16 protein-coding genes and 3 pseudogenes are annotated in these 18,176 nt (G+C 68.8%); 12 read left to right on the forward strand and 7 right to left on the reverse strand.

What is annotated here, in order from left to right:
• The first annotated feature begins 3 nt into the window (after positions 1-3).
• The gene (locus IRT45_RS25045; protein WP_194808333.1) at positions 4-1,086 is read left to right on the forward strand and encodes a magnesium and cobalt transport protein CorA; all 1,083 of its coding nucleotides are present in this window, start codon (positions 4-6) and stop codon (positions 1,084-1,086) included.
• Positions 1,087-1,089: 3 nt separating this feature from the next.
• On the opposite strand, the gene IRT45_RS25050 is transcribed toward IRT45_RS25045, so the two are convergent.
• The 5 genes and pseudogenes from IRT45_RS25050 to IRT45_RS25070 all read right to left on the reverse strand — a co-directional run bounded on the left by IRT45_RS25050 (position 1,090) and on the right by IRT45_RS25070 (position 4,498).
• Complete coding sequence (locus tag IRT45_RS25050) at positions 1,090-1,689, reverse strand: suppressor of fused domain protein (protein WP_194808334.1); 600 nt, start codon at positions 1,687-1,689, stop codon at positions 1,090-1,092.
• Positions 1,690-1,711: 22 nt separating this feature from the next.
• On the reverse strand, positions 1,712-2,203 hold the full coding sequence (locus IRT45_RS25055; RefSeq protein ID WP_030514914.1) for a general stress protein: 492 nt from the start codon (positions 2,201-2,203) through the stop codon (positions 1,712-1,714).
• A gap of 114 nt (positions 2,204-2,317) precedes the next feature.
• Positions 2,318-2,713 (reverse strand): DUF3224 domain-containing protein, encoded by a 396-nt coding sequence (locus IRT45_RS25060; protein WP_194808335.1) that lies wholly within the window; start codon positions 2,711-2,713, stop codon positions 2,318-2,320.
• Positions 2,714-2,886: 173 nt separating this feature from the next.
• Positions 2,887-3,388 (reverse strand): annotated as a pseudogene (locus IRT45_RS37145) (MaoC family dehydratase N-terminal domain-containing protein); the annotation flags it as partial.
• Between the two features lie 162 nt (positions 3,389-3,550).
• Complete coding sequence (locus tag IRT45_RS25070; protein WP_194808336.1) at positions 3,551-4,498, reverse strand: CoA ester lyase; 948 nt, start codon at positions 4,496-4,498, stop codon at positions 3,551-3,553.
• Between the two features lie 50 nt (positions 4,499-4,548).
• Here IRT45_RS25070 and IRT45_RS25075 point away from each other — a divergent pair.
• The 9 genes and pseudogenes from IRT45_RS25075 to IRT45_RS25115 form a co-directional block, all read left to right on the forward strand.
• A pseudogene (locus IRT45_RS25075) lies at positions 4,549-5,808 on the forward strand (magnesium transporter MgtE N-terminal domain-containing protein); the annotation flags it as partial.
• A 119-nt stretch (positions 5,809-5,927) separates the two neighbouring features.
• Complete coding sequence (locus IRT45_RS25080) at positions 5,928-6,536, forward strand: DUF1003 domain-containing protein (protein WP_194808338.1); 609 nt, start codon at positions 5,928-5,930, stop codon at positions 6,534-6,536.
• 163 nt (positions 6,537-6,699) lie between these two features.
• Positions 6,700-8,145 (forward strand): lytic transglycosylase domain-containing protein, encoded by a 1,446-nt coding sequence (locus IRT45_RS25085; RefSeq protein WP_228535007.1) that lies wholly within the window; start codon positions 6,700-6,702, stop codon positions 8,143-8,145.
• A 163-nt stretch (positions 8,146-8,308) separates the two neighbouring features.
• On the forward strand, positions 8,309-9,145 hold the full coding sequence (locus tag IRT45_RS25090) for a lytic murein transglycosylase (protein WP_194808340.1): 837 nt from the start codon (positions 8,309-8,311) through the stop codon (positions 9,143-9,145).
• A 66-nt stretch (positions 9,146-9,211) separates the two neighbouring features.
• Entirely contained in the window at positions 9,212-10,348 is a 1,137-nt protein-coding gene (locus IRT45_RS25095; RefSeq protein ID WP_194808341.1) for an Mrp/NBP35 family ATP-binding protein, read from the forward strand.
• Between the two features lie 315 nt (positions 10,349-10,663).
• Positions 10,664-11,002 (forward strand): annotated as a pseudogene (locus IRT45_RS25100) (DivIVA domain-containing protein); the annotation flags it as partial.
• Positions 11,003-11,967: 965 nt separating this feature from the next.
• On the forward strand, positions 11,968-12,540 hold the full coding sequence (locus IRT45_RS25105) for a DNA-3-methyladenine glycosylase I (RefSeq protein WP_305082322.1): 573 nt from the start codon (positions 11,968-11,970) through the stop codon (positions 12,538-12,540).
• Between the two features lie 179 nt (positions 12,541-12,719).
• On the forward strand, positions 12,720-12,887 hold the full coding sequence (locus tag IRT45_RS25110) for a DUF3117 domain-containing protein (protein ID WP_064902036.1): 168 nt from the start codon (positions 12,720-12,722) through the stop codon (positions 12,885-12,887).
• Positions 12,888-13,025: 138 nt separating this feature from the next.
• Entirely contained in the window at positions 13,026-13,931 is a 906-nt protein-coding gene (locus IRT45_RS25115) for a putative RNA methyltransferase (protein ID WP_194808342.1), read from the forward strand.
• Positions 13,932-14,180: 249 nt separating this feature from the next.
• On the opposite strand, the gene IRT45_RS25120 is transcribed toward IRT45_RS25115, so the two are convergent.
• Complete coding sequence (locus tag IRT45_RS25120) at positions 14,181-15,038, reverse strand: sigma-70 family RNA polymerase sigma factor (protein WP_194808343.1); 858 nt, start codon at positions 15,036-15,038, stop codon at positions 14,181-14,183.
• 103 nt (positions 15,039-15,141) lie between these two features.
• Here IRT45_RS25120 and IRT45_RS25125 point away from each other — a divergent pair, with 103 nt between their 5' ends.
• Positions 15,142-15,630: a DoxX family protein gene (locus IRT45_RS25125; RefSeq protein ID WP_194808344.1), complete on the forward strand. Its 489-nt coding sequence runs from the start codon at positions 15,142-15,144 to the stop codon at positions 15,628-15,630.
• Here IRT45_RS25125 and glgA read toward each other — a convergent pair.
• Positions 15,606-16,763 carry a glycogen synthase gene (gene glgA / locus IRT45_RS25130; protein WP_194808376.1) on the reverse strand — a complete coding sequence of 386 codons (1,158 nt, stop codon included), beginning with the start codon at positions 16,761-16,763 and terminating at the stop codon, positions 15,606-15,608. The genes IRT45_RS25125 and glgA overlap by 25 nt on opposite strands.
• A 171-nt stretch (positions 16,764-16,934) precedes the next feature.
• Between glgA and glgC the strand changes: the two genes are divergently transcribed.
• Positions 16,935-18,149 carry a glucose-1-phosphate adenylyltransferase gene (glgC, locus tag IRT45_RS25135; RefSeq protein WP_106957030.1) on the forward strand — a complete coding sequence of 405 codons (1,215 nt, stop codon included), beginning with the start codon at positions 16,935-16,937 and terminating at the stop codon, positions 18,147-18,149.
• Positions 18,150-18,176: the final 27 nt, after the last annotated feature.

An 18,176-nucleotide genomic window follows, 5' to 3' on the forward strand; every position in this document is an offset into this window, starting at 1 on the left:
GACGTGCCCTCGATACCGCCGTTTCCCCCGTTCCGTGGCTCCGGGAGGTCGCGGCGCGGGCCGCAGCTGCCCCGGATCCCGGTTCCCACCGCCCGCGCGATCGTCGACTGCGGCATCTATATCGACGGCCATCGGCAGTCCGGGCATGTGACCCCGGCGGCCGCGCTGGCGCAGGTACGCGAGCGCGGTGACGGCTACGTCTGGGTGGGTATGCACGCTCCCGACGCGGACCAGATGGCCGAGGTGGCCGAGATCTTCGGCCTGCACGAACTCGCGGTCGAAGATGCCGTGCACGCACATCAGCGCCCCAAACTCGAACGTTACGACGACACCCTGTTCCTGGTATTGCGCACCGTGAAATACCTCGAACACGACCCCAATTCGGTCAGCGAGATCGTGCAGACCGGCGAGATCATGATCTTCGTGGGCGCGAATTTCGTGGTCACCGTCCGGCACGGCGAGCACACCGCGCTCAAGGTGGTCCGCGAGGAGATGGAGAAGCATCCCGAACGCCTCGCGCTGGGACCGGAGGCGGTCCTGCACGCCGTCGCCGACCACGTGGTGGATTCGTATCTGCTGGTGACCCAGTCGGTCGAAGACGATGTGGAGGGGATGGAGGAAGAGGTCTTCACCCCGCGCAGCCGGCTCACCATCGAGGCCATCTATCAGCTCAAGCGCGAGGTGGTGGAGTTGCGCCGGGCGGTCAACCCGCTGGCGCTGCCGCTGCAGGTGCTCAGCCGCAGTTCGGAACTGCCGATGCCGAAGGAGATCCGCCGCTACCTTCGGGACGTCGCCGACCACCACACCGCGGTCGCCGAACGGATCAGCGATTTCGACGAGGCGCTCAGCGCGCTGATCAACGCGGCGCTGGCGAAGGTCAGCGTCCAGCAGAACACCGATATGCGCAAGATCTCGGCCTGGGCCGCGATGGCCGCGGTGCCCACCATGATCGCCGGGATCTACGGCATGAATTTCACCCATATGCCGGAGCTGTCGTGGACCTACGGCTACGGGATGGTGTGGGTCGTGATCCTGGTCATCTGCGGCGCGCTGTTCGTCGCGCTGCGGCGCAACAAATGGTTGTGAGGATTACAGATTCGCGGCGGCCCGGTGCGGATCCCGGATGTCGATCGCCGCTTCGGTCCACGCGTCCCGCAGCGCCGCGGCGCCGCGCACTCGCACCCACGCCGCCTCGGTAGCGGTGATCGGCGCGACCGACAGGAATCGCACCGGATCGGCGGGCTCCGGCAGGGGGACCTCGGCGATATCCGCCTCACCCAGTAGCACCGCGGTGAAGGGGGCGTTGTGCCACAACGGCTCTCCCAGGTCGAGCAGCGCATCCGGTTGCAGCACAACGCCTTCCACCGCCGGAGCGGCGATCAGCACACCGAGTCCGCGCGGCAGCCCCGCCTGGGCGCCGGCGCCGCCGCGCAGCGTCAGCACCAATTCGGCGCGCGGGCCGCGCACGGGGTCGGCCAGGGCCGCCGCGGAATCGGTCATCGGATGCCGGGAGCCACCGAGGGTGACGTAGTGCACGAATTCGCCGTCGGGGATGCGCAGGATGTCGATCGGTTCCAGGCCGAGGAAGGTCACCGACGCGGAGTCGAAGCGCGTGCCGTCGAATCCCGACCCCGTCCGGGGAATGCCGAAATGCGTCAGTACCGCGGACCGCACCTGATCGAGTTCCATAGCCCTAGAGCGTGCCAGAGCCCTACAGCGCCAGGCGCGCCAGCATATCCCGCGCCTGTTCGGCGACCTTCGGATCGCACAGCACGTCGTAGCGTCCGGCGACCAACTGCATGGTGGAGGCGAAGTCGCGGGTGCCGCGGGTGGCGGCGTACGGGATCACCGCCGAGATGAGCCCGAAGATGATGCCGCCGACCAGGCCGACCACCAGCGGCCCGATCACTCCGCCCGTGGTGAACAGGCTCAGCAGCAACCCCAGGAACAGGCCCAGCCAGGCGCCCGAAACCATACCGCCGCCAATGACTTTGCCCCACGTGAGCCGGCCCAGCACTCGTTCGACCTGCATCAGGTCGACACCCACGATGGTCATGTTCTCCACCGGGAACTGGTTGTCGGCCAGATAGTCGACCGCCCGCTGTGCCTCGGCGTAGGTCGGATAGGAGGCGACCGGCCACCCCGACGGCGGCGTCGGCAAGCCGGGCCGATTGCGATTCGGACTACCCAACGGATTGGTCATAACTCTCGCATCCTAGGTCGATATCGCCGTCGCGGCTGGATGCGCCGACTCAACGGCGCACCGCGTGTCCGATTTTACCGGCGCGACGGGCCGCCGGAATTCGTGCCGCTGCGGTCACAGCGTGTACGCGAGGGTGAGCACCTCACGCTGAGCTTCGTGGGCACGACCGCGAATTCCGGCGAGTTCTCCCGTGCCCGACCCCGGAACGATGGATCCGAAACTGCTCAGGTCCGTTCCGTCCGCCAGGCCGCCATGCTGAATCACGAAGGTGCCGGTGCGACCGTCGAGCGTTCCCTCGACTCGTTCCGAGGCGACGTAACCTCCGCCCGCCTCGCCCTGGGCGGTCAGGACGTGCACCACACCGGTTCCCTCGATCTCGCCGTGGTAGCGCTTGCGAATGGTGACCCGGGTCAGTTTCGGCCCCGCGGCGGGTTCGTCGTAGGCGATTTCGTCGAATTCGACGATCTCGAACGTCGCTTCGATCGCGCGTTCGGTTTCCTGGCTGGTCATATGCCGCTCCTCGCTGTCGCCGGTTCGACGTGGCAACCTACCCGCCGTGCCGGACGAGCGGCGGCCGCCGGCAACCGACCTGCGAAAACCCGGCTACCCCAGGCGGACCTCCGCGGTGGCGAGGCCGAAGATCTTGCGACCGGCCGACTTCGCGACGATGACGACGACCGCGGTATCGCGCCCGCGATACCCGAGTCGATGTCCTCCCCGGTGACACCGAGCGGTCGTGTGCATCACATGGACGACCTCGTCGAACGGATCGGTGAAGGTGTTGGTGACGGTGATCAGATCCTTGCCGGCGATGGCGCGCACCGCGCTGACCTCGACATCGCTCACGAGGCGTCGCCGGCCACCACCGGCCGATGGAACTCGAAGACCTGATCGGTCTGCACGTACACGTCGTAGCCCGTGATGACGCGTTCGAACAGCCGGCGATTGGCCAGCATCGCGGGAATCGACAGGAAGGTCGGCGGCGCGACCACCGCGCCGTAGCCGTACTCCGCCGCGTCGGCCTCCCGCGTGCACCGACCCGTAATCCTGTACGGCGCGGGCGTACTCGCGGATCTTCTCCCGCCCGACCTCGTAGTAGTCCTCGGCACGGTAGGCATATCCCAGCAGCGACCGCGTGTAGGCCGCCGCATCCGCGGTCGCCTCGCCCGCGCTCGCCTGGTCCACGCTCGCCTGGTCCACGGTTGCCTGGTCCACGGTTGCCTCGGACAAGCCACACTCCTCAACGCTCGGCGGCGGAGCCTAAGCACGCCGGAACCACCGAGGGCCGGATTCGCCCGCCGTTCAAGAGGTTTCACGAGTAACGGGGCAACCGATTGTGAGTTGTCGTTACGCCTGCGGCGGTACGAAACTCGTGGTGCGCGCCATTCCGGCCGCCCGCCCCTTCTCCGCGACGACCTGCGCCATCTTCGCGCTGGCCTCGTCGATCATCTCGTCGCCGAGCATCACCGCGCCGCGAGCGCCGCCGGCGGTCGAGGTGTGGTAGGCGTAGGCGTCCAGGATCTCCTCGGCGCGGTCGTAGTCGGCCTGCCGGGGGCTGAAGATCTCGTTACACGCCTCGACCTGGGTGGGGTGCAGGACCCATTTGCCGTCGAATCCGAGGGCCGCGGTGCGGGATGCGGCGCGGCGGAAGCCGTCGAGGTCGCGGATCTGCAGATAGGGACCGTCGATCGCCTGCAGGCCGTGCGCCCGGGCGGCGAGCAGGATGGTCATCAGAATGTGGTGGTAGGCGTCGCCGGGTTCGTAGCCCTCGGGCTGTTCACCGACCACCAGGGTGCGCATATTGATGCTGGCCATGAAGTCGGCGGGCCCGAAGACCAGGGTCTGCACCCGCGGACTGGCGGTGGCGATCTCGTCGATGTTGCGCAGCCCCTGCGCGTTCTCGATCTGCGGTTCGATGCCGATGCGGCCGACCTCGAGGCCGTTGGCCTTCTCCAGCTGGGTCAGCAGCAGATCGAGCGCACGCACCTGGGCGCCGTCGATCACCTTCGGCAGCAGAATCGCGTCCAGGTCGCGGCCGGCGCCCTCGACCACCGAGATGACGTCGGCGTAGGTCCATTCCGTCGTCCAGTCGTTGACCCGTACGACCTTGATCTGATCGCCCCAGCCGGGCGAGTTCAGCGCGGCGACGATATTGGCGCGCGCGGCGGCCTTGGCGGGCGGGGCGACCGCATCCTCGAGATCCAGAAAGATCTCATCGGCGGGCAAACCTTTGGCCTTGTCGATCATCCGAAGATTACTGCCGGGTACGGCGAGTACCGAACGACGCGTTGACATGGGCGGCTCCTGAATCGTCTCGCGGGGCGGCACCACATAGCCTTGCACTTATGGCAGCAACGAAAGTTTTCGCCGCCAGGCTGGCGGGCCTGGTGGTACTGGGTCCGGACGGCGAGTCTATCGGCCGTCTGCGGGACGTGGTCATCTCCATCCGCTACGACCGCCAGCAACCCCGGGTGCTGGGACTGTTGGTCGAATTACCCACGCGCAAACGTATTTTCGTCCCGATGCTCCGGGTCAACGCGATCGAGCCGAACTCGATCAACCTCAACACCGGCACCGTGAGCCTGCGCCGCTTCGAACAGCGGCCCGGCGAAATGCTGGCGTTGGCGCAGGTGCTCGACTCCAAGGTGCGCGTGGTCGATCCCGAACTCCCGGACCTCGAAGGGGTGGACGTCTTCGTCGTCGACCTGGGCATCGAACAGAGCCGCACCCGCGACTGGGTGCTCTCGCGAGTGGCGGTGCGCGGACATCGGCGCCTGGGCCGGCGCCGCGAGGTGCACGTGGTCGAGTGGACGGATGTGCGCGGGCTGACCCAGCACGAATTGAATCTGCCCGGTCAGGACGTCACCCAGTTGCTCGGCCAATTCGAGGGCCTGCGCCCGGCCGATGTGGCGCATCTGCTGCGCGAGCTGCCCGAGAAGCGCCGGATCGAACTGGCCCGGGCTCTCGACGACGAACGTCTCGCCGACGTGGTGCAGGAACTTCCGGAGAACGACCAGGTCGACGTGCTGCAGAATCTGGGCGTCGAACGGGCGGCCGATCTGCTCGAGGCGATGGATCCCGACGACGCCGCCGACCTGCTCGGCGAACTGCCGACGGGCGAGGCCGAGGCGCTGCTGGCACTGATGGATCCCGAGGAATCCGAGCCGGTGCGGCGCCTGCTCGAATATTCGCCCTACACCGCGGGCGGCATGATGACGCCCCGCCCCGTGGTGCTCACCCCCGCGGCGACCGTCGCGGAGGCGCTGGCCCGCATCCGCGACCCCGATCTGACTCCGGCGCTGGCGTCGATGGTGTTCGTGGTCCGCCCGCCGACCGCGACGCCGACCGGCCGCTATCTGGGCTGTGTGCACACCCAGGCGCTGCTGCGGGAACCGCCGGCGACGCTGGTGGGTGGGCTGGTCGACAGCGACCTCACCCAGCTGCATCCCGATGCCGCGCTGACCGCGGTCACCCGTTATTTCGCGACCTACAACCTGGTCTGCGGGCCGGTGGTGGACGCGGAGAATCACCTGCTCGGCGCGGTGAGCGTCGACGACGTACTCGACCATCTGCTGCCCGAGGACTGGCGCGAACAGGACGAGGACGCCTCCGAACCGGCGAGCACGATTCATTCGATCGCGGCCGCGGCGCGCGCGGCGGAGACGGGCAAAGCGGAGACGGGCAAAGCGGCCACGGGTAACGCGGCGGCCGGAAGGGCGAAAGCATGAGTGAGCGCAGCGAACGCGCAGCCCGTTCGGACAAGCCGGTCGCCCGGGCCCGCTTGGAGACTCCGGTCGAATCGCGGTTCCGCTTCGAGATCGACGCCGAGGCGGTGGCGCGGGGCAGCGAGACGGTGGCCCGATTCCTGGGGACCGGTCGTTATCTGCTGTTGCAGACGGTCGTGGTCGTCGTGTGGATCGCGCTCAATGTCTTCGCGGTGAGCCTGCAGTGGGATCCGTATCCGTTCATCCTGCTGAACCTGGCCTTCTCCACCCAGGCCGCCTACGCCGCACCCCTGATCCTGCTGGCCCAGAACCGGCAGGACAACCGCGACAAGGTATCTCTCGAGGAGGATCGCCGCCGCGCGGCACAGACCAAGGCCGACACCGAATTCCTGGCCCGGGAGCTGGCGGCGCTGCGAATCGCGGTGGGCGAGGTGGCCACTCGCGACTATCTGCGCCGCGAGCTGGAAGACATCAAGGATGCTCTGGCGCGGCTCCACCTACACGCGCCGCTGGACGACGAAGATGCTGTAGAGACCGCCAAATCCAAGAAAAGTACCGATAGGAAGAGGGGTCGAGTACCGATTTCGCCTCAAATAGATGGCAGCTGACCGCAATTATCGATAACAACGTGCTGACTGGCAGGTAACCTGGATCACGTTGTCCGTGGCGGCCCCGCGCGTATCAGGTCGCTCAACGACTACGAGGGGATTGGTTGTGCCGATGCGAATATCTGGACCGATTACCGTATCGGCGCTGGTGGTTGCGGGTTTGATGGCTACGGGTTCGGCGGCGCACACGACCGCGCGAACCAGCGCGCCGAAGACGACCGAGGCGCGCCTCGCGGCGGCGAGCTCCCCCACCGACGCCGGCAACTCCGACGCCGAAGCGGTAGGGCTGGTGCCCGCCGCTCCCGAACCCCCTCGCAAACTCAGAGCTATGACGGCGCCCGCGGATGGGGCGCCGTTGTTCGGCGGTACCGTTCCGCTGCAGGACATCGCGTTGCCGGGCGGTAGCGGAGCCTTCGGTATTCCGGAGATCGTGCTCGCCGCGTATCGCAATGCCGAACTGACACTGCAGTCCTCGGAGCCGAACTGCGGTCTGAACTGGAGCCTGCTCGCCGGGATCGGGCGCATCGAGTCCAATCACGCCGGCCACGGCCGCACCGACGCCGCGGGCACGACCATCGGCACCATCTATGGACCCTCGCTGGACGGCACACTGCCGGGTAACGAGGTCATCAAGGCCGCCGACGGCAATTTCGTGCGGGCGGTCGGCCCGATGCAGTTCCTGCCCGGCACCTGGTCGCTGTACGCGTCCGACGGTAACGGCGACGGTGTCGCGGATCCGAACAACGTCTTCGACGCGTCACTGGCCGCCGGCAAGTACCTGTGCTCGGGAGGGCTGAATCTGCGTGACCCGCAGCAGGAACTGCGCGCGGTGCTGCGCTACAACAACTCGACGGCCTATGCGGCCAACGTGCTGAGCTGGGCCAACGCCTACAAGACCGGCGGCGCCCCGACCCAGGTGCAGATCTCGCCCGATCTGATTCCGCCGGGCACGATGCAGGCCCCGCCCGCGGGTCCGGACATCCTCGCCGCCAACGGCAACATTCCGACCACCACCGAGCCGCCCTCGCAGGCCACCACCACCGTGCCGACACCGCAGCAGCCGACGCAGGTGATGATCAATATCCCGGGGCTGCCTCCGATTCCGTGCGGCATCTTCTGCCCGCCACCGAAGCCGAATCCGTGCGATCCGGCCGCGGTGCCGGCGCCGATGCCGCAACCCGGGCAACCGGCCCGACCGGCCGCACCCGCCCAGACCCAGCGCTGGGCGCCGGGCGACCCGGTGCGCCCGCTCGATCCCCAGGCCGCCGAGGGCAAGCCCGCCGACCCGAACGCGCCGGCGAATCCGAATGCGGCCCCGGCCGATCCGAGCGCACCGAAGCCGGCCGCGCCGACGTGCACGCAGCCGCAGGGCCAGCCGGCGCCCGGCGCTCAGCCCGGCGCACCGGCACAGCCGAACGGCGCACCGGCACCGGCCGCACCCGAGCCGCAGTCGCAAACGCCCTCTCAGACACCGGAACCCGGCCCGGAAGCGGCCGCGCCCGCACCGGCTGCGCCACCGAGCCCGACACAGCAGCCGGGGATCACGCTGCCGTTCGGAATCGTCGTCCCGCTGCCCGTACTGCCGGGTCCGCCGGCGCCGCCGCAGTAGTCGCCCGGCACCCTCGTTCGATCCGAAACCCCCGCTGAGGCGGGGGTTTCGGCGTAAACGGCACAGGCGGTCACGAAGCAGTAACGAAAAGGTCTCGGATGCGGTAATCTGATCTCGTTGTGTCACGAAAAGCTCACAGCGAGCATTGGAGGGTCACCACATCGTGGGACGTCACCGTAAGCAGCCGGCTACACCTGTCCGGCGCGGATCCGTTATCGCTCTGACCGGCCTCGTCCCCGCGGGACTCGTGGCCGTCGGCGCCTCCGCCGCCGAGGTCAACACCGGCGAATTCACCGCTGTGGCTCTGCCGCAACACACTCCGGATGCTCAGCAGGTCGCCGACCAGCAGGCCGCGCCGGACGAAATGATGCGCGCCGCAAAGCATCCCGGCCCGCCGATCGTGAAAACCGTTGCGCAGCCGAACGGCCGGGTGGCCGCCGATCTGCCGCCGGGACCGAACGGTATGCCGGGCATCGCCTACGCGGCCTACCAGAACGCGGAACGGATTCTGGCTCAGGAGGAGCCGGACTGCCATATGCCGTGGTCGGTGCTGGCCGGTATCGGACAGGTCGAATCGCATCACGCCTACGGCAAGGCCGATTCCAAGGGCGTCGCGCTCGACCCGATCTACGGCCCCGTCCTCGACGGCAGCCTGTCGGGCAACAATGTGGTGCACGCGACCGGTGACGATCTCGACGGCGGTATGCAGGGCTTCACCCGCGCGGTCGGCCCGATGCAGTTCCTGCCCGAGACGTGGCGCAAATTCGCCGGAGACGGTGACGGCGACGGCATCGCCGATCCGCAGAACCTGTTCGACGCCGCCCTGACCGCGGGCAACTACCTCTGCTCGGGCGGACTGGACATGACGGATCTGTCGCAGCAGTCCAAGGCGATCATGCGCTACAACAACTCGATGGCCTACGTCGCCAATGTGATGGCGTGGGAGGTCGCGTACCGGACGGGTGTGGCGCCCAAGCCCAGCCAGCTGCCGCGAATCTGAGCCGGGCGGTGGCCGGCCCAGGCTGCCCCGAACGGCCCCGTCGCTACGGTCGCTAGACTCACCGCTATGCCAGTGGTTACGGAAACGGATGTGCGGGGCGCGCTCGCGAAGGTGGACGACCCGGAGATCCGCAAGCCGATCACCGAACTCGGCATGGTCAAGAGCGTCTCGGTCCGCGACGACAGCAGTGTCCACGTCGAGATCTATCTGACGACCGCGGCCTGCCCGCTGCGCACCAAGCTCACCGAGATGGTCACCAAGGCGGTAGCCGATGTGGCCGGCGTCGGTGCCGTGACCGTCGACCTCGACGTGATGAGCGACGAGCAGCGCACCGAACTGCGCAAGCAGCTGCGCGGCGACTCCGCCGACCCGGTGATCCCGTTCGCCCAGCCGGGGTCGCTGACCCGCGTGTACGCGGTCGCCTCCGGTAAGGGCGGCGTCGGAAAGTCGAGCGTCACCGTCAATCTCGCGGCCGCGCTCGCCGCGCGCGGTCTGTCGGTCGGTGTGCTGGACGCCGACATCTACGGCCATTCCGTGCCGCGCATGCTCGGCACCGACCAGCGGCCCACCCAGGTCGAGCGGATGATCATGCCGCCGGTCGCGCACGACGTGAAGGTCATCTCGATCGCCATGTTCACCCAGGGCAACACCCCGGTGGTGTGGCGCGGCCCGATGCTGCACCGCGCGCTGCAGCAGTTCCTGGCCGACGTGTTCTGGGGCGATCTCGACGTGCTGCTGCTGGACCTGCCGCCCGGCACCGGTGACGTCGCGATCTCCATCGCTCAGCTCATTCCGAATGCCGAGATCCTGGTCGTGACCACGCCGCAGCCGGCCGCCGCCGAGGTCGCCGAACGGGCCGGGGCCATCGCCCTGCAGACCCGTCAGCGCATCGCCGGTGTCGTGGAGAACATGTCGTGGCTGGACCTGCCCGACGGTTCCCGCATGGAGCTCTACGGGTCGGGCGGCGGCCAGGCCGTCGCCGACCGGCTCTCCCGTGCGGTCGGCGCCGAGGTGCCGCTACTCGGGCAGATCCCGATCACCCAGGAACTGCGCGAGGCCGGCGACGAGGGCACCCCGATCGTGCTGAACGATCCGGAAAACCCTGCGGCACAAGCGCTTCAGGGCATCGCCGACAAGTTGGCGGTGCGCCGCCGTGGGCTGGCGGGCATGTCGCTGGGCATCGACACGACCCGGCACCTGTAAGTCGGTTCGCCGCAAGGCGGTCCCCCAACCGCCACGCGGCGACCTCGCTCAGTGCGCTCCGGACGCCTGCCACGCCACTGCTCGCGGCGAGCCCGCGCGGGTGAGAGCGGTGTACGCCTCCGGCCAGGGCGATCGAAGCGACCATCATCATCACCACCATCGGCCGGGCGGTGTCCTCACCCCACAGCCCGACCACGTCTGGTCGGGGACGGTCCGCTCGGCGATGATTCACCTCGATCCGGTCCTCGACATTGATCACACCGGCTCGCCACAGCTGCCGGGCTCGCTGTCGGCGTCGCCACCTAAGCTCGACCTATGCTCACGCTGCTGTTGTACGTGCTCATCGTCGGCTTGGTGGCCGCGTTGCTGTTCCTGGTGGCCAGTGCGGTGTTCGGGCGCGGGGAGGAATTGGGTCCGCTGCCGGAGGGCACGACGGTGACGGTGCTGCCCGCCGCGGGAATTCGCGGCTCGGATGTGCGCGCGTTGCGATTCCAGCAGGTCTTCCGGGGGTACAAGGCCGGCGAGGTCGACTGGGCGCTGAGCAGATTGGCCGCCCGGATCGACGAGCTGGAACTTCAGCTCGAGCGTAGCCGTGTAGCCACTCCCTCCGCGGCCGGCGGGCCGGAAACCTCACCGCCGCAACCGAATACGGTAGGCACACCGCCTCCCACCGACACTCCTCCGGCCGCCAACGGCACGACCACCACCTTCAGCACCGGAACCTTCTTCGGCGGCGCCACCTTCGCCGGTCCCGGCAGCGCGACTCCCACCAGCCTCGGCGGACCGGCCTCGGCTGGACCGGGCACCCCGGCTGTCGGCGGCACCACCTTCGGCGGTCACGGCGGCGCGAGCCCCAACGGCCTGGGCGGACCGGCGTCGGCTGGTCCGAGTAGCCCGGCGTTCGCCGCTCCGACGGGACCGGGCAGCACCGCTGTCGGCGGTCCAGCCGATCCGGGTGGGCCGACCGGTCCGACGTCCACCGGCCCGGTCGATGGATTCGGCACAGGCTTCACTCCCGGGGCGGGCCGCACTCCCGGCACAGGCTTCACTCCCGGGGCCGGCCTCACCGCCGGGCCGGGCTTCGCCCCCGGCGGTGGTTTCGGCAACCTCCCCGCCGGATCGGGGACGCCGACCGGCACCGCCTTCCCGGTGGCCGGCTATCCGGCGAACGGATACGCACCGGCCACCGGCGCCACCCCGAATGTCCCAGGCCCCGGCACTCCCGCACCGACCGGAACAACCGTCGGTGAGCCGGGCAACATCGGTCAGGCCCACGGCACACTCGGCAGTGCCACTTCACCGGCCGGCAGTGCCACTTCATCGACCGGTGGTGTCGCGTCACCGGCTGATGCCGCCGCGCAGACCGCGACACCGGCTCCGGGATCCGTGCAACAGCGAACCGCCGAGAATGACGCCGTGGCGCCGCCCGGTTCGGCAACCGAACACCGGCCCGGATCGGAGCCCACGGCCGAACCGAAAGCGGCCGGAACCACCGGTTACATCGCCGCCTCGGGAGCACAGCAGAACACCGGATTCACGCCGGCGACGGAGGCGCCCGCCACCGGGTGGGCGCCACCGCCATTGCCGGGCGATCCCCCTTCGCCCGCCGGAGGACTCCGATGAGCGTCGAGGCGGTAATGGACGACGGGAAGGTGCGCTGCGGCTGGTCGCAGTCGTCGCAGCTCTACCGGGATTATCACGACACCGAGTGGGGCCGGCCGCTGCACGGGGACGATGCGCTGTTCGAGCGGATGTGCCTCGAGGCATTCCAGTCGGGGCTGTCGTGGATCACGATTCTGCGCAAGCGGCCGGCGTTCCGGGCGGCGTTCGCCGAATTCACCATCGAGCGGGTGGCCGAATTCGGCGACGACGACGTGGAACGGCTGCTGGCCGATCCAGGCATCGTGCGCAATCGCGCCAAAATCCTCGCGTGTGTCGCCAATGCCCGGGTTGCGCTGGACCTGAGCCCGGGGCTGGACGAGCTGCTCTGGTCCTTCGCGCCGCCGGCTCGCCCGCGTCCGCGCGCGCTCTCCGACGTGCCCGCCGTCACACCCGAATCCGTAGCTCTCGCAAGAGAACTCAAGAAGCGAGGGTTCCGGTTCGTCGGCCCTACCACGGCCTACGCATTGATGCAGGCGACCGGAATGGTCGATGACCATCTGGCCGATTGCTGGGTCGATCTGCGGCGTTGATCGCGCGCCACGCCGGTCGGTTTTCGAACTCAGGTACCCGGCCGGTTCGCTGATAAGGAAGAATAGGCGTGGTGCAGCCCACCGGACACGCCTGTCGCGTCCGGCGGCTGCCTGTTGGTGACAACACATTAGTTCCGAGAAGTGCGCAGCAGACCGCGCGGATCTGGAGGGAGCAGAGGATGGCGGCCATGAAGCCCCGCACCGGGGACGGTCCCCTCGAGGCAACCAAGGAAGGGCGTGGAATCGTCATGCGGGTTCCACTCGAGGGTGGCGGGCGTTTGGTCGTCGAGCTCACGCCGGAGGAAGCGGCAGCTCTCGGTAAAGAGCTCACCGCGGTGACCAGCTAGCCGCTCGACCCAACGAAATACACCGGTGATGAAATTGCCGGCGCGAACCCGCGCGCTCAGATCCGGCCGGGTCACCGGCCGGATCTGCGCCCGTCGCGGCGTCCTCGACCGGTCGGCCGTATCCGCACGCCGGATCACATGAACGGTCCGGACGGCGAGACGCGGAAGGCGACACCCGGCCCCCCGCCGAGGACGCCCACAGTCCACGCCACGCCCCTGGCCGCGATCGCATCCGCGGTGGCCTGCCCCGAATGCCGCGCGGGTGTCGTGCTCCGGGATCGGCGCCTGGTGTGCGAGTCCGGCCACAGCTTCGATCTCGCCAAACAGGGCTACGTCAGCCTGCTGACCGGCGCCGCGACCAAGATGACCGGCGATACCGCGGACATGCTGGATGCCCGGGCCCGGTTCCAGAGCGCGGGCCATTTCGACTCGATCGCGCGCGCGACGGCCGAGGCCGTGGCGGACGGCACGCCGACCGGCACGATTCTCGAGATCGGCGCCGGCACCGGGTACTACCTGGCGGCCGGACTGGAGGCGGCTCCCGCCGCGCACGGCATCGCACTCGACGTCTCGAAACCGGCAGCGCGCCGGGCCGCCCGCGCCCATCCCCGCGCGGCGTCGATCCTCGCCGACGTCTGGCGCGGGCTGCCGATCCGGGACCATGCGCTCGACCGAGTGCTGTGCGTATTCGCCCCACGCAATCCGGCCGAGGTCGCGCGGGTGCTGCGCCCCGGCGGCACCTTCGTCGTCGTCACCCCCACCCCGCGGCACCTGGGCGAACTCATCGCCCCACTGGGCATGGTGGGTGTGCAGACGGACAAGGACGAACGCCTGACCGATGCCCTCTCCAGCGCATTCCGGCAGATCCGGCGGGTCTCGGTCGAATACTCGATGACTCTGGATCACGACGCGATCGCGAATGTGGTCGGCATGGGTCCGTCGGCTCACCACGCCGCCGGATCCCGCGAAGCTTCGATAGCCGACCTCCTCCCCGAAGCCATGCCGGTTACCGCCTCGGTCACGGTCACGACCTACCGCCGCTGACCGGCGTTCACGCTGGTCACCCGAAGAAGGCCCCGCCATCGCCTCGGCCACAGTCGCGGTCTATGACCGCTGATCGCTTCCGCCGACGGACATCCGCCGGATGCCCACCCACTCGGCGAGCTGCAGCGCCATCCCCCAGCCCGTTCTCCACGGTATTCATAAGGACAGGCCCGAGGCATGGTCGGCAAACGCGGGACGAGCACATACGTTCCCAGCCTCGAACAGCGGCGCATCGGCGGTCCACCGGGGTCACCTGAAGAAGCCCGCCACGCGCTCCCGGTCGGCATAGACGTAGATCTCCGCGATGCGTTCGTTCGTCACCGTGAACGCGATCAGCACTCCGGGCTGCCCGTCGAACATGATCACCGCACCGGCGGCGCCGTTCACCAGCACCGGCCGCACATTCGACGACGGCCGGGCGAACAGTAGAGCGCGGGTGGCGGTGTCGCGCGGGCCGTGAATTTCCCAGCCACCTCCCGCACCGGCGTCGGCGCGCAGCACGATCTCCGGAGCCAGCTGCGTCACCAGAGCCTCGAAGTCGCCACGGCGGGCGGCCGCGAAGAATGCGTCCACCACCGCGCGCTGGTCGGCGAGGTCACCCTCGGGCATCGGCTCGGCGCGCAGCCGACGCCGCGCGCGACTGGCCAATTGGCGTGCGGCGGTGGCGGTTCGGTCCAACAGCGCGGCGATGTGATCGAACGGCACCGCGAAGATGTCGTGCAGGACGAAGGCAATACGTTCGGCCGGGTCCAGCTCCGACAGCACCCTCTGCATCGCCAGACCCACCGAATCCGCAAGCAGCGCTTGCTCTTCCGGCGCCGCCGGACCATCGGCGACGAGCAGCGGATCCGGCAGTCGGGTGCCGCTCGGATACTCCGGCCGAGACCGCCTGGCGCGCAACAGATCCAGGCAGGTGTGCGCCACGGCGGTGGTGAGCCAGGCATCGATGTTGCCGACCGCGCGGGGCGGGCTGCGATGCACGCGCAGCCAGGTCTCCTGAACGGCGTCCTCCGCATCGACCGCCGAGCCGAGGATGTGGTGTGCGAGCGCCCGCAGGCGCGGCCGCTGGTCGTGCAGCCGTTGCAGGGCCTGTTCGCGCTCGCTCACGCCGGTCACATCCTCGCCACGCGCTCCGCCATATCAGGTGGAGCCATATCAAGTGGAGCCATATCACGTGCGACCACTCACCATAATCAGCCAGGAGGCAGCCATGCGCAGTCTTTCCCGCTCTCAGCCGGTCCGTACGGCCACGTCGACCGGCACCGGACGCTTCTTCCATCGCGAATCGGCGTCCGTTGCCGCCGGCCGCTACCGCACCGTCGCCTATCGGGTCGCCACCGCCGCCATCGTCGCGGAGGCGGGGGTGGGTGGCGTCTGGGATCTCGCCCGCATCCCGTTCGTGACCGATGTGGTCACCCACCTCGGATATCCGCGCTATTTCCTGGTGTTGCTCGGCGCGTGGAAGGTCCCGGCCGCGGTCGTGCTGGCCGCTCCCCGGCTCCCACTGTTCAAGGAATGGGCTTATGCCGGAACGTTTTTCGTCTACACGGGCGCGATCGCCTCACATCTGGTCACCGGCTACGCGCGCGCGGAAGTGGCGGTGCTGAGCGCCATGACCCTGCTGACCGTCACCTCGTGGGCGCTGCGGCCCGCCGACCGTTGCCTGCCCGGCCGTCAGCCCTTGCGGATGCGGTCGTAGAGATCGGTGGTGCGGGCGGCCACCTTCGCCCAGCTGAATTCGGCCGTCGCGCGCGCCCGCCCGGCCGCCCCGAATCGTGCCGCGGTCTCGGCGTCACCGGCGAGGTCGTTGACCAGGTCGGCGAGGTCTCGTTCGAAGTCGCGGGGCGTCTGCGGGTCGTAATGGGCCAGCCGCCCGGTCTGTCCGTCGGCGACCACCTCCGGAATTCCGCCGACGTCCGAGGCGACCACCGCGGTGCCGCAGGCCATCGCCTCCAAATTCACGATCCCGAGCGGCTCGTACACCGAGGGGCAGATGAAAACGCTTGCGGCGGAAAGGATCTGGCGCACCTGCTCGGTCGGCAACATATCGCGGACCCAGAACACCCCGCCGCGCGTCGCGGCGAGTTCGCGCACCGCCGCGGCCGCCTCCGCCTCCAACTGCGGGGTATCCGGGGCGCCCGCGCACAGCACCAGCTGAATCCCGGGGTCGATATCGCGGGCCGCGGCGAGCAGATGGGCGACTCCCTTCTGCCGGGTGATGCGGCCGACGAACGCCGCGATCGGCGCATCGTCGCGCACTCCCAGTTCGGCGAGCACATCACGGGCCTCGGGCATCGGTCCCCCCGGGAACCAGGCCCGGGTATCGATCCCGTTGTGCACGACGTGCACTCGCGCGGGGTCGACGGTGGGGTAGGCGTCGAGGACGTCGCGGCGCATACCCTCGCTGACCGCGATCACCGCATCGGCATTCTCCATCGCGGTCCGTTCCGACCACGACGACAGCCGGTAGCCCCCGCCCAGCTGTTCGGCCTTCCACGGCCGGCGCGGTTCCAGCGAATGCGCGGTCAGCACGTGCGGGATGCCGTAGAGACTCGCGGCCAGATGCCCGCCCAGCCCGGTGTACCAGGTGTGGGAGTGCACCACGTCGACGGCGCCGACGGCATCGGCCATGCGCAGCTGCGCCGACATCATCTGCAGGGCGGAGTTGGCCGCGTACAGCATCGGGTCGGGCTGGTGCACCACCGCCTCGGCGCGTTCGGCGCCCATACAGTGCACCGTCACCTCGCACAGCCGGCGCAGGTGCGGGACCAGTTCGGTCACGTGCACGCCTGCCCCGCCGTACACCTCGGGGGGATATTCGCGGGTCAACATCGCGACCCGGAGCCGGTCGGGGTCGGCAAGCGATATCGGCTCGCGGTCGCCATCCGCGAAACTCACCGGTCCAACCTAATCGGTGCGCCCTCGCCTCACCACACCTGCCCGGCCACGCCGGAGTGAACCGGCATCGGACACGCCGTGGCCTGGGACGGTAGGTTGAATTCCGTGAGGAGCCAGCCGCACGTACTCGGGGTAGTGCTAGCCGGTGGTGAGGGCAAACGACTCTTTCCCCTCACCAAGGACCGCGCCAAGCCGGCGGTCCCGTTCGGGGGCGCCTACCGGCTGATCGACTTCGTCCTCTCCAATCTCGTCAATGCCGGTTACCTGCGCATCTGTGTGCTGACCCAGTACAAATCGCATTCCCTGGACCGGCACATCTCCCAGACCTGGCGGCTGTCCGGCTTCGGCGGCGAATACATCACTCCGGTCCCCGCCCAGCAGCGGCTGGGGCCGCGCTGGTACACCGGCAGTGCCGACGCGATCATGCAATCGCTGAATCTGATCTACGACGAGGACCCCGACTACATCGTGGTGTTCGGCGCCGACCACGTCTATCGCATGGATCCCGAACAGATGGTGGCCCATCACATCGATTCCGGCGCGGGGGTGACCGTGGCCGGAATCCGGGTGCCACGCAGTGAGGCGGGCGCGTTCGGCTGTATCGATTCCGATGAATCGGGCCGCATCACGCAATTTCTGGAGAAGCCGGTCCATCCGCCCGGCACGCCCGACGATCCGAATATGACCTTCGCCTCCATGGGCAATTACGTCTTCACCACCAAGGTGCTGGTCGACGCGATTCGCGCCGATGCCGACGATGTCGATTCCGATCACGACATGGGTGGTGACATCATTCCGGCGCTGGTCTCCCAGGGGCAGGCCGGTGTCTACGATTTCGCGCGCAACGACGTGCCGGGCTCCACCGACCGCGACCGCGGCTACTGGCGCGACGTCGGCACCATCGACGCCTTCTACGCGGCGCATATGGACCTGGTCTCGGTGCATCCGATCTTCAATCTCTACAACAAGCACTGGCCCATCCGCGGCACGGCGGAGAATCTGGCCCCGGCGAAATTCGCACAGGGCGGGCTGGCCCAGGAGTCGATCGTGGGGGCGGGCAGCATCCTGTCCGCGGCGACGGTGCGCAATTCGGTGCTGAGTTCGAATGTGTTCATCGAGGACGGGGCGACCGTGGAGGGCAGTGTGCTGATGCCCGGGGTGCGGATCGGCCGCGGCGCGGTCGTGCGGCGCGCGATCCTCGACAAGAACGTGATGGTCGGCGAGGGCGAGATCATCGGCGTCGATCTGGACCGCGACCGCGAGCGGTTCGCGGTGAGCAACGGCGGCGTGGTCACCGTCGGCAAGGGCGTCTGGGTCTGACCCGCCGATTTCGGAAACGCCGAACCG

Source organism: Nocardia sp. BSTN01 (assembly GCF_015354405.1).
In the GTDB taxonomy this organism is placed as follows: Bacteria; Actinomycetota; Actinomycetes; order Mycobacteriales; family Mycobacteriaceae; genus Nocardia.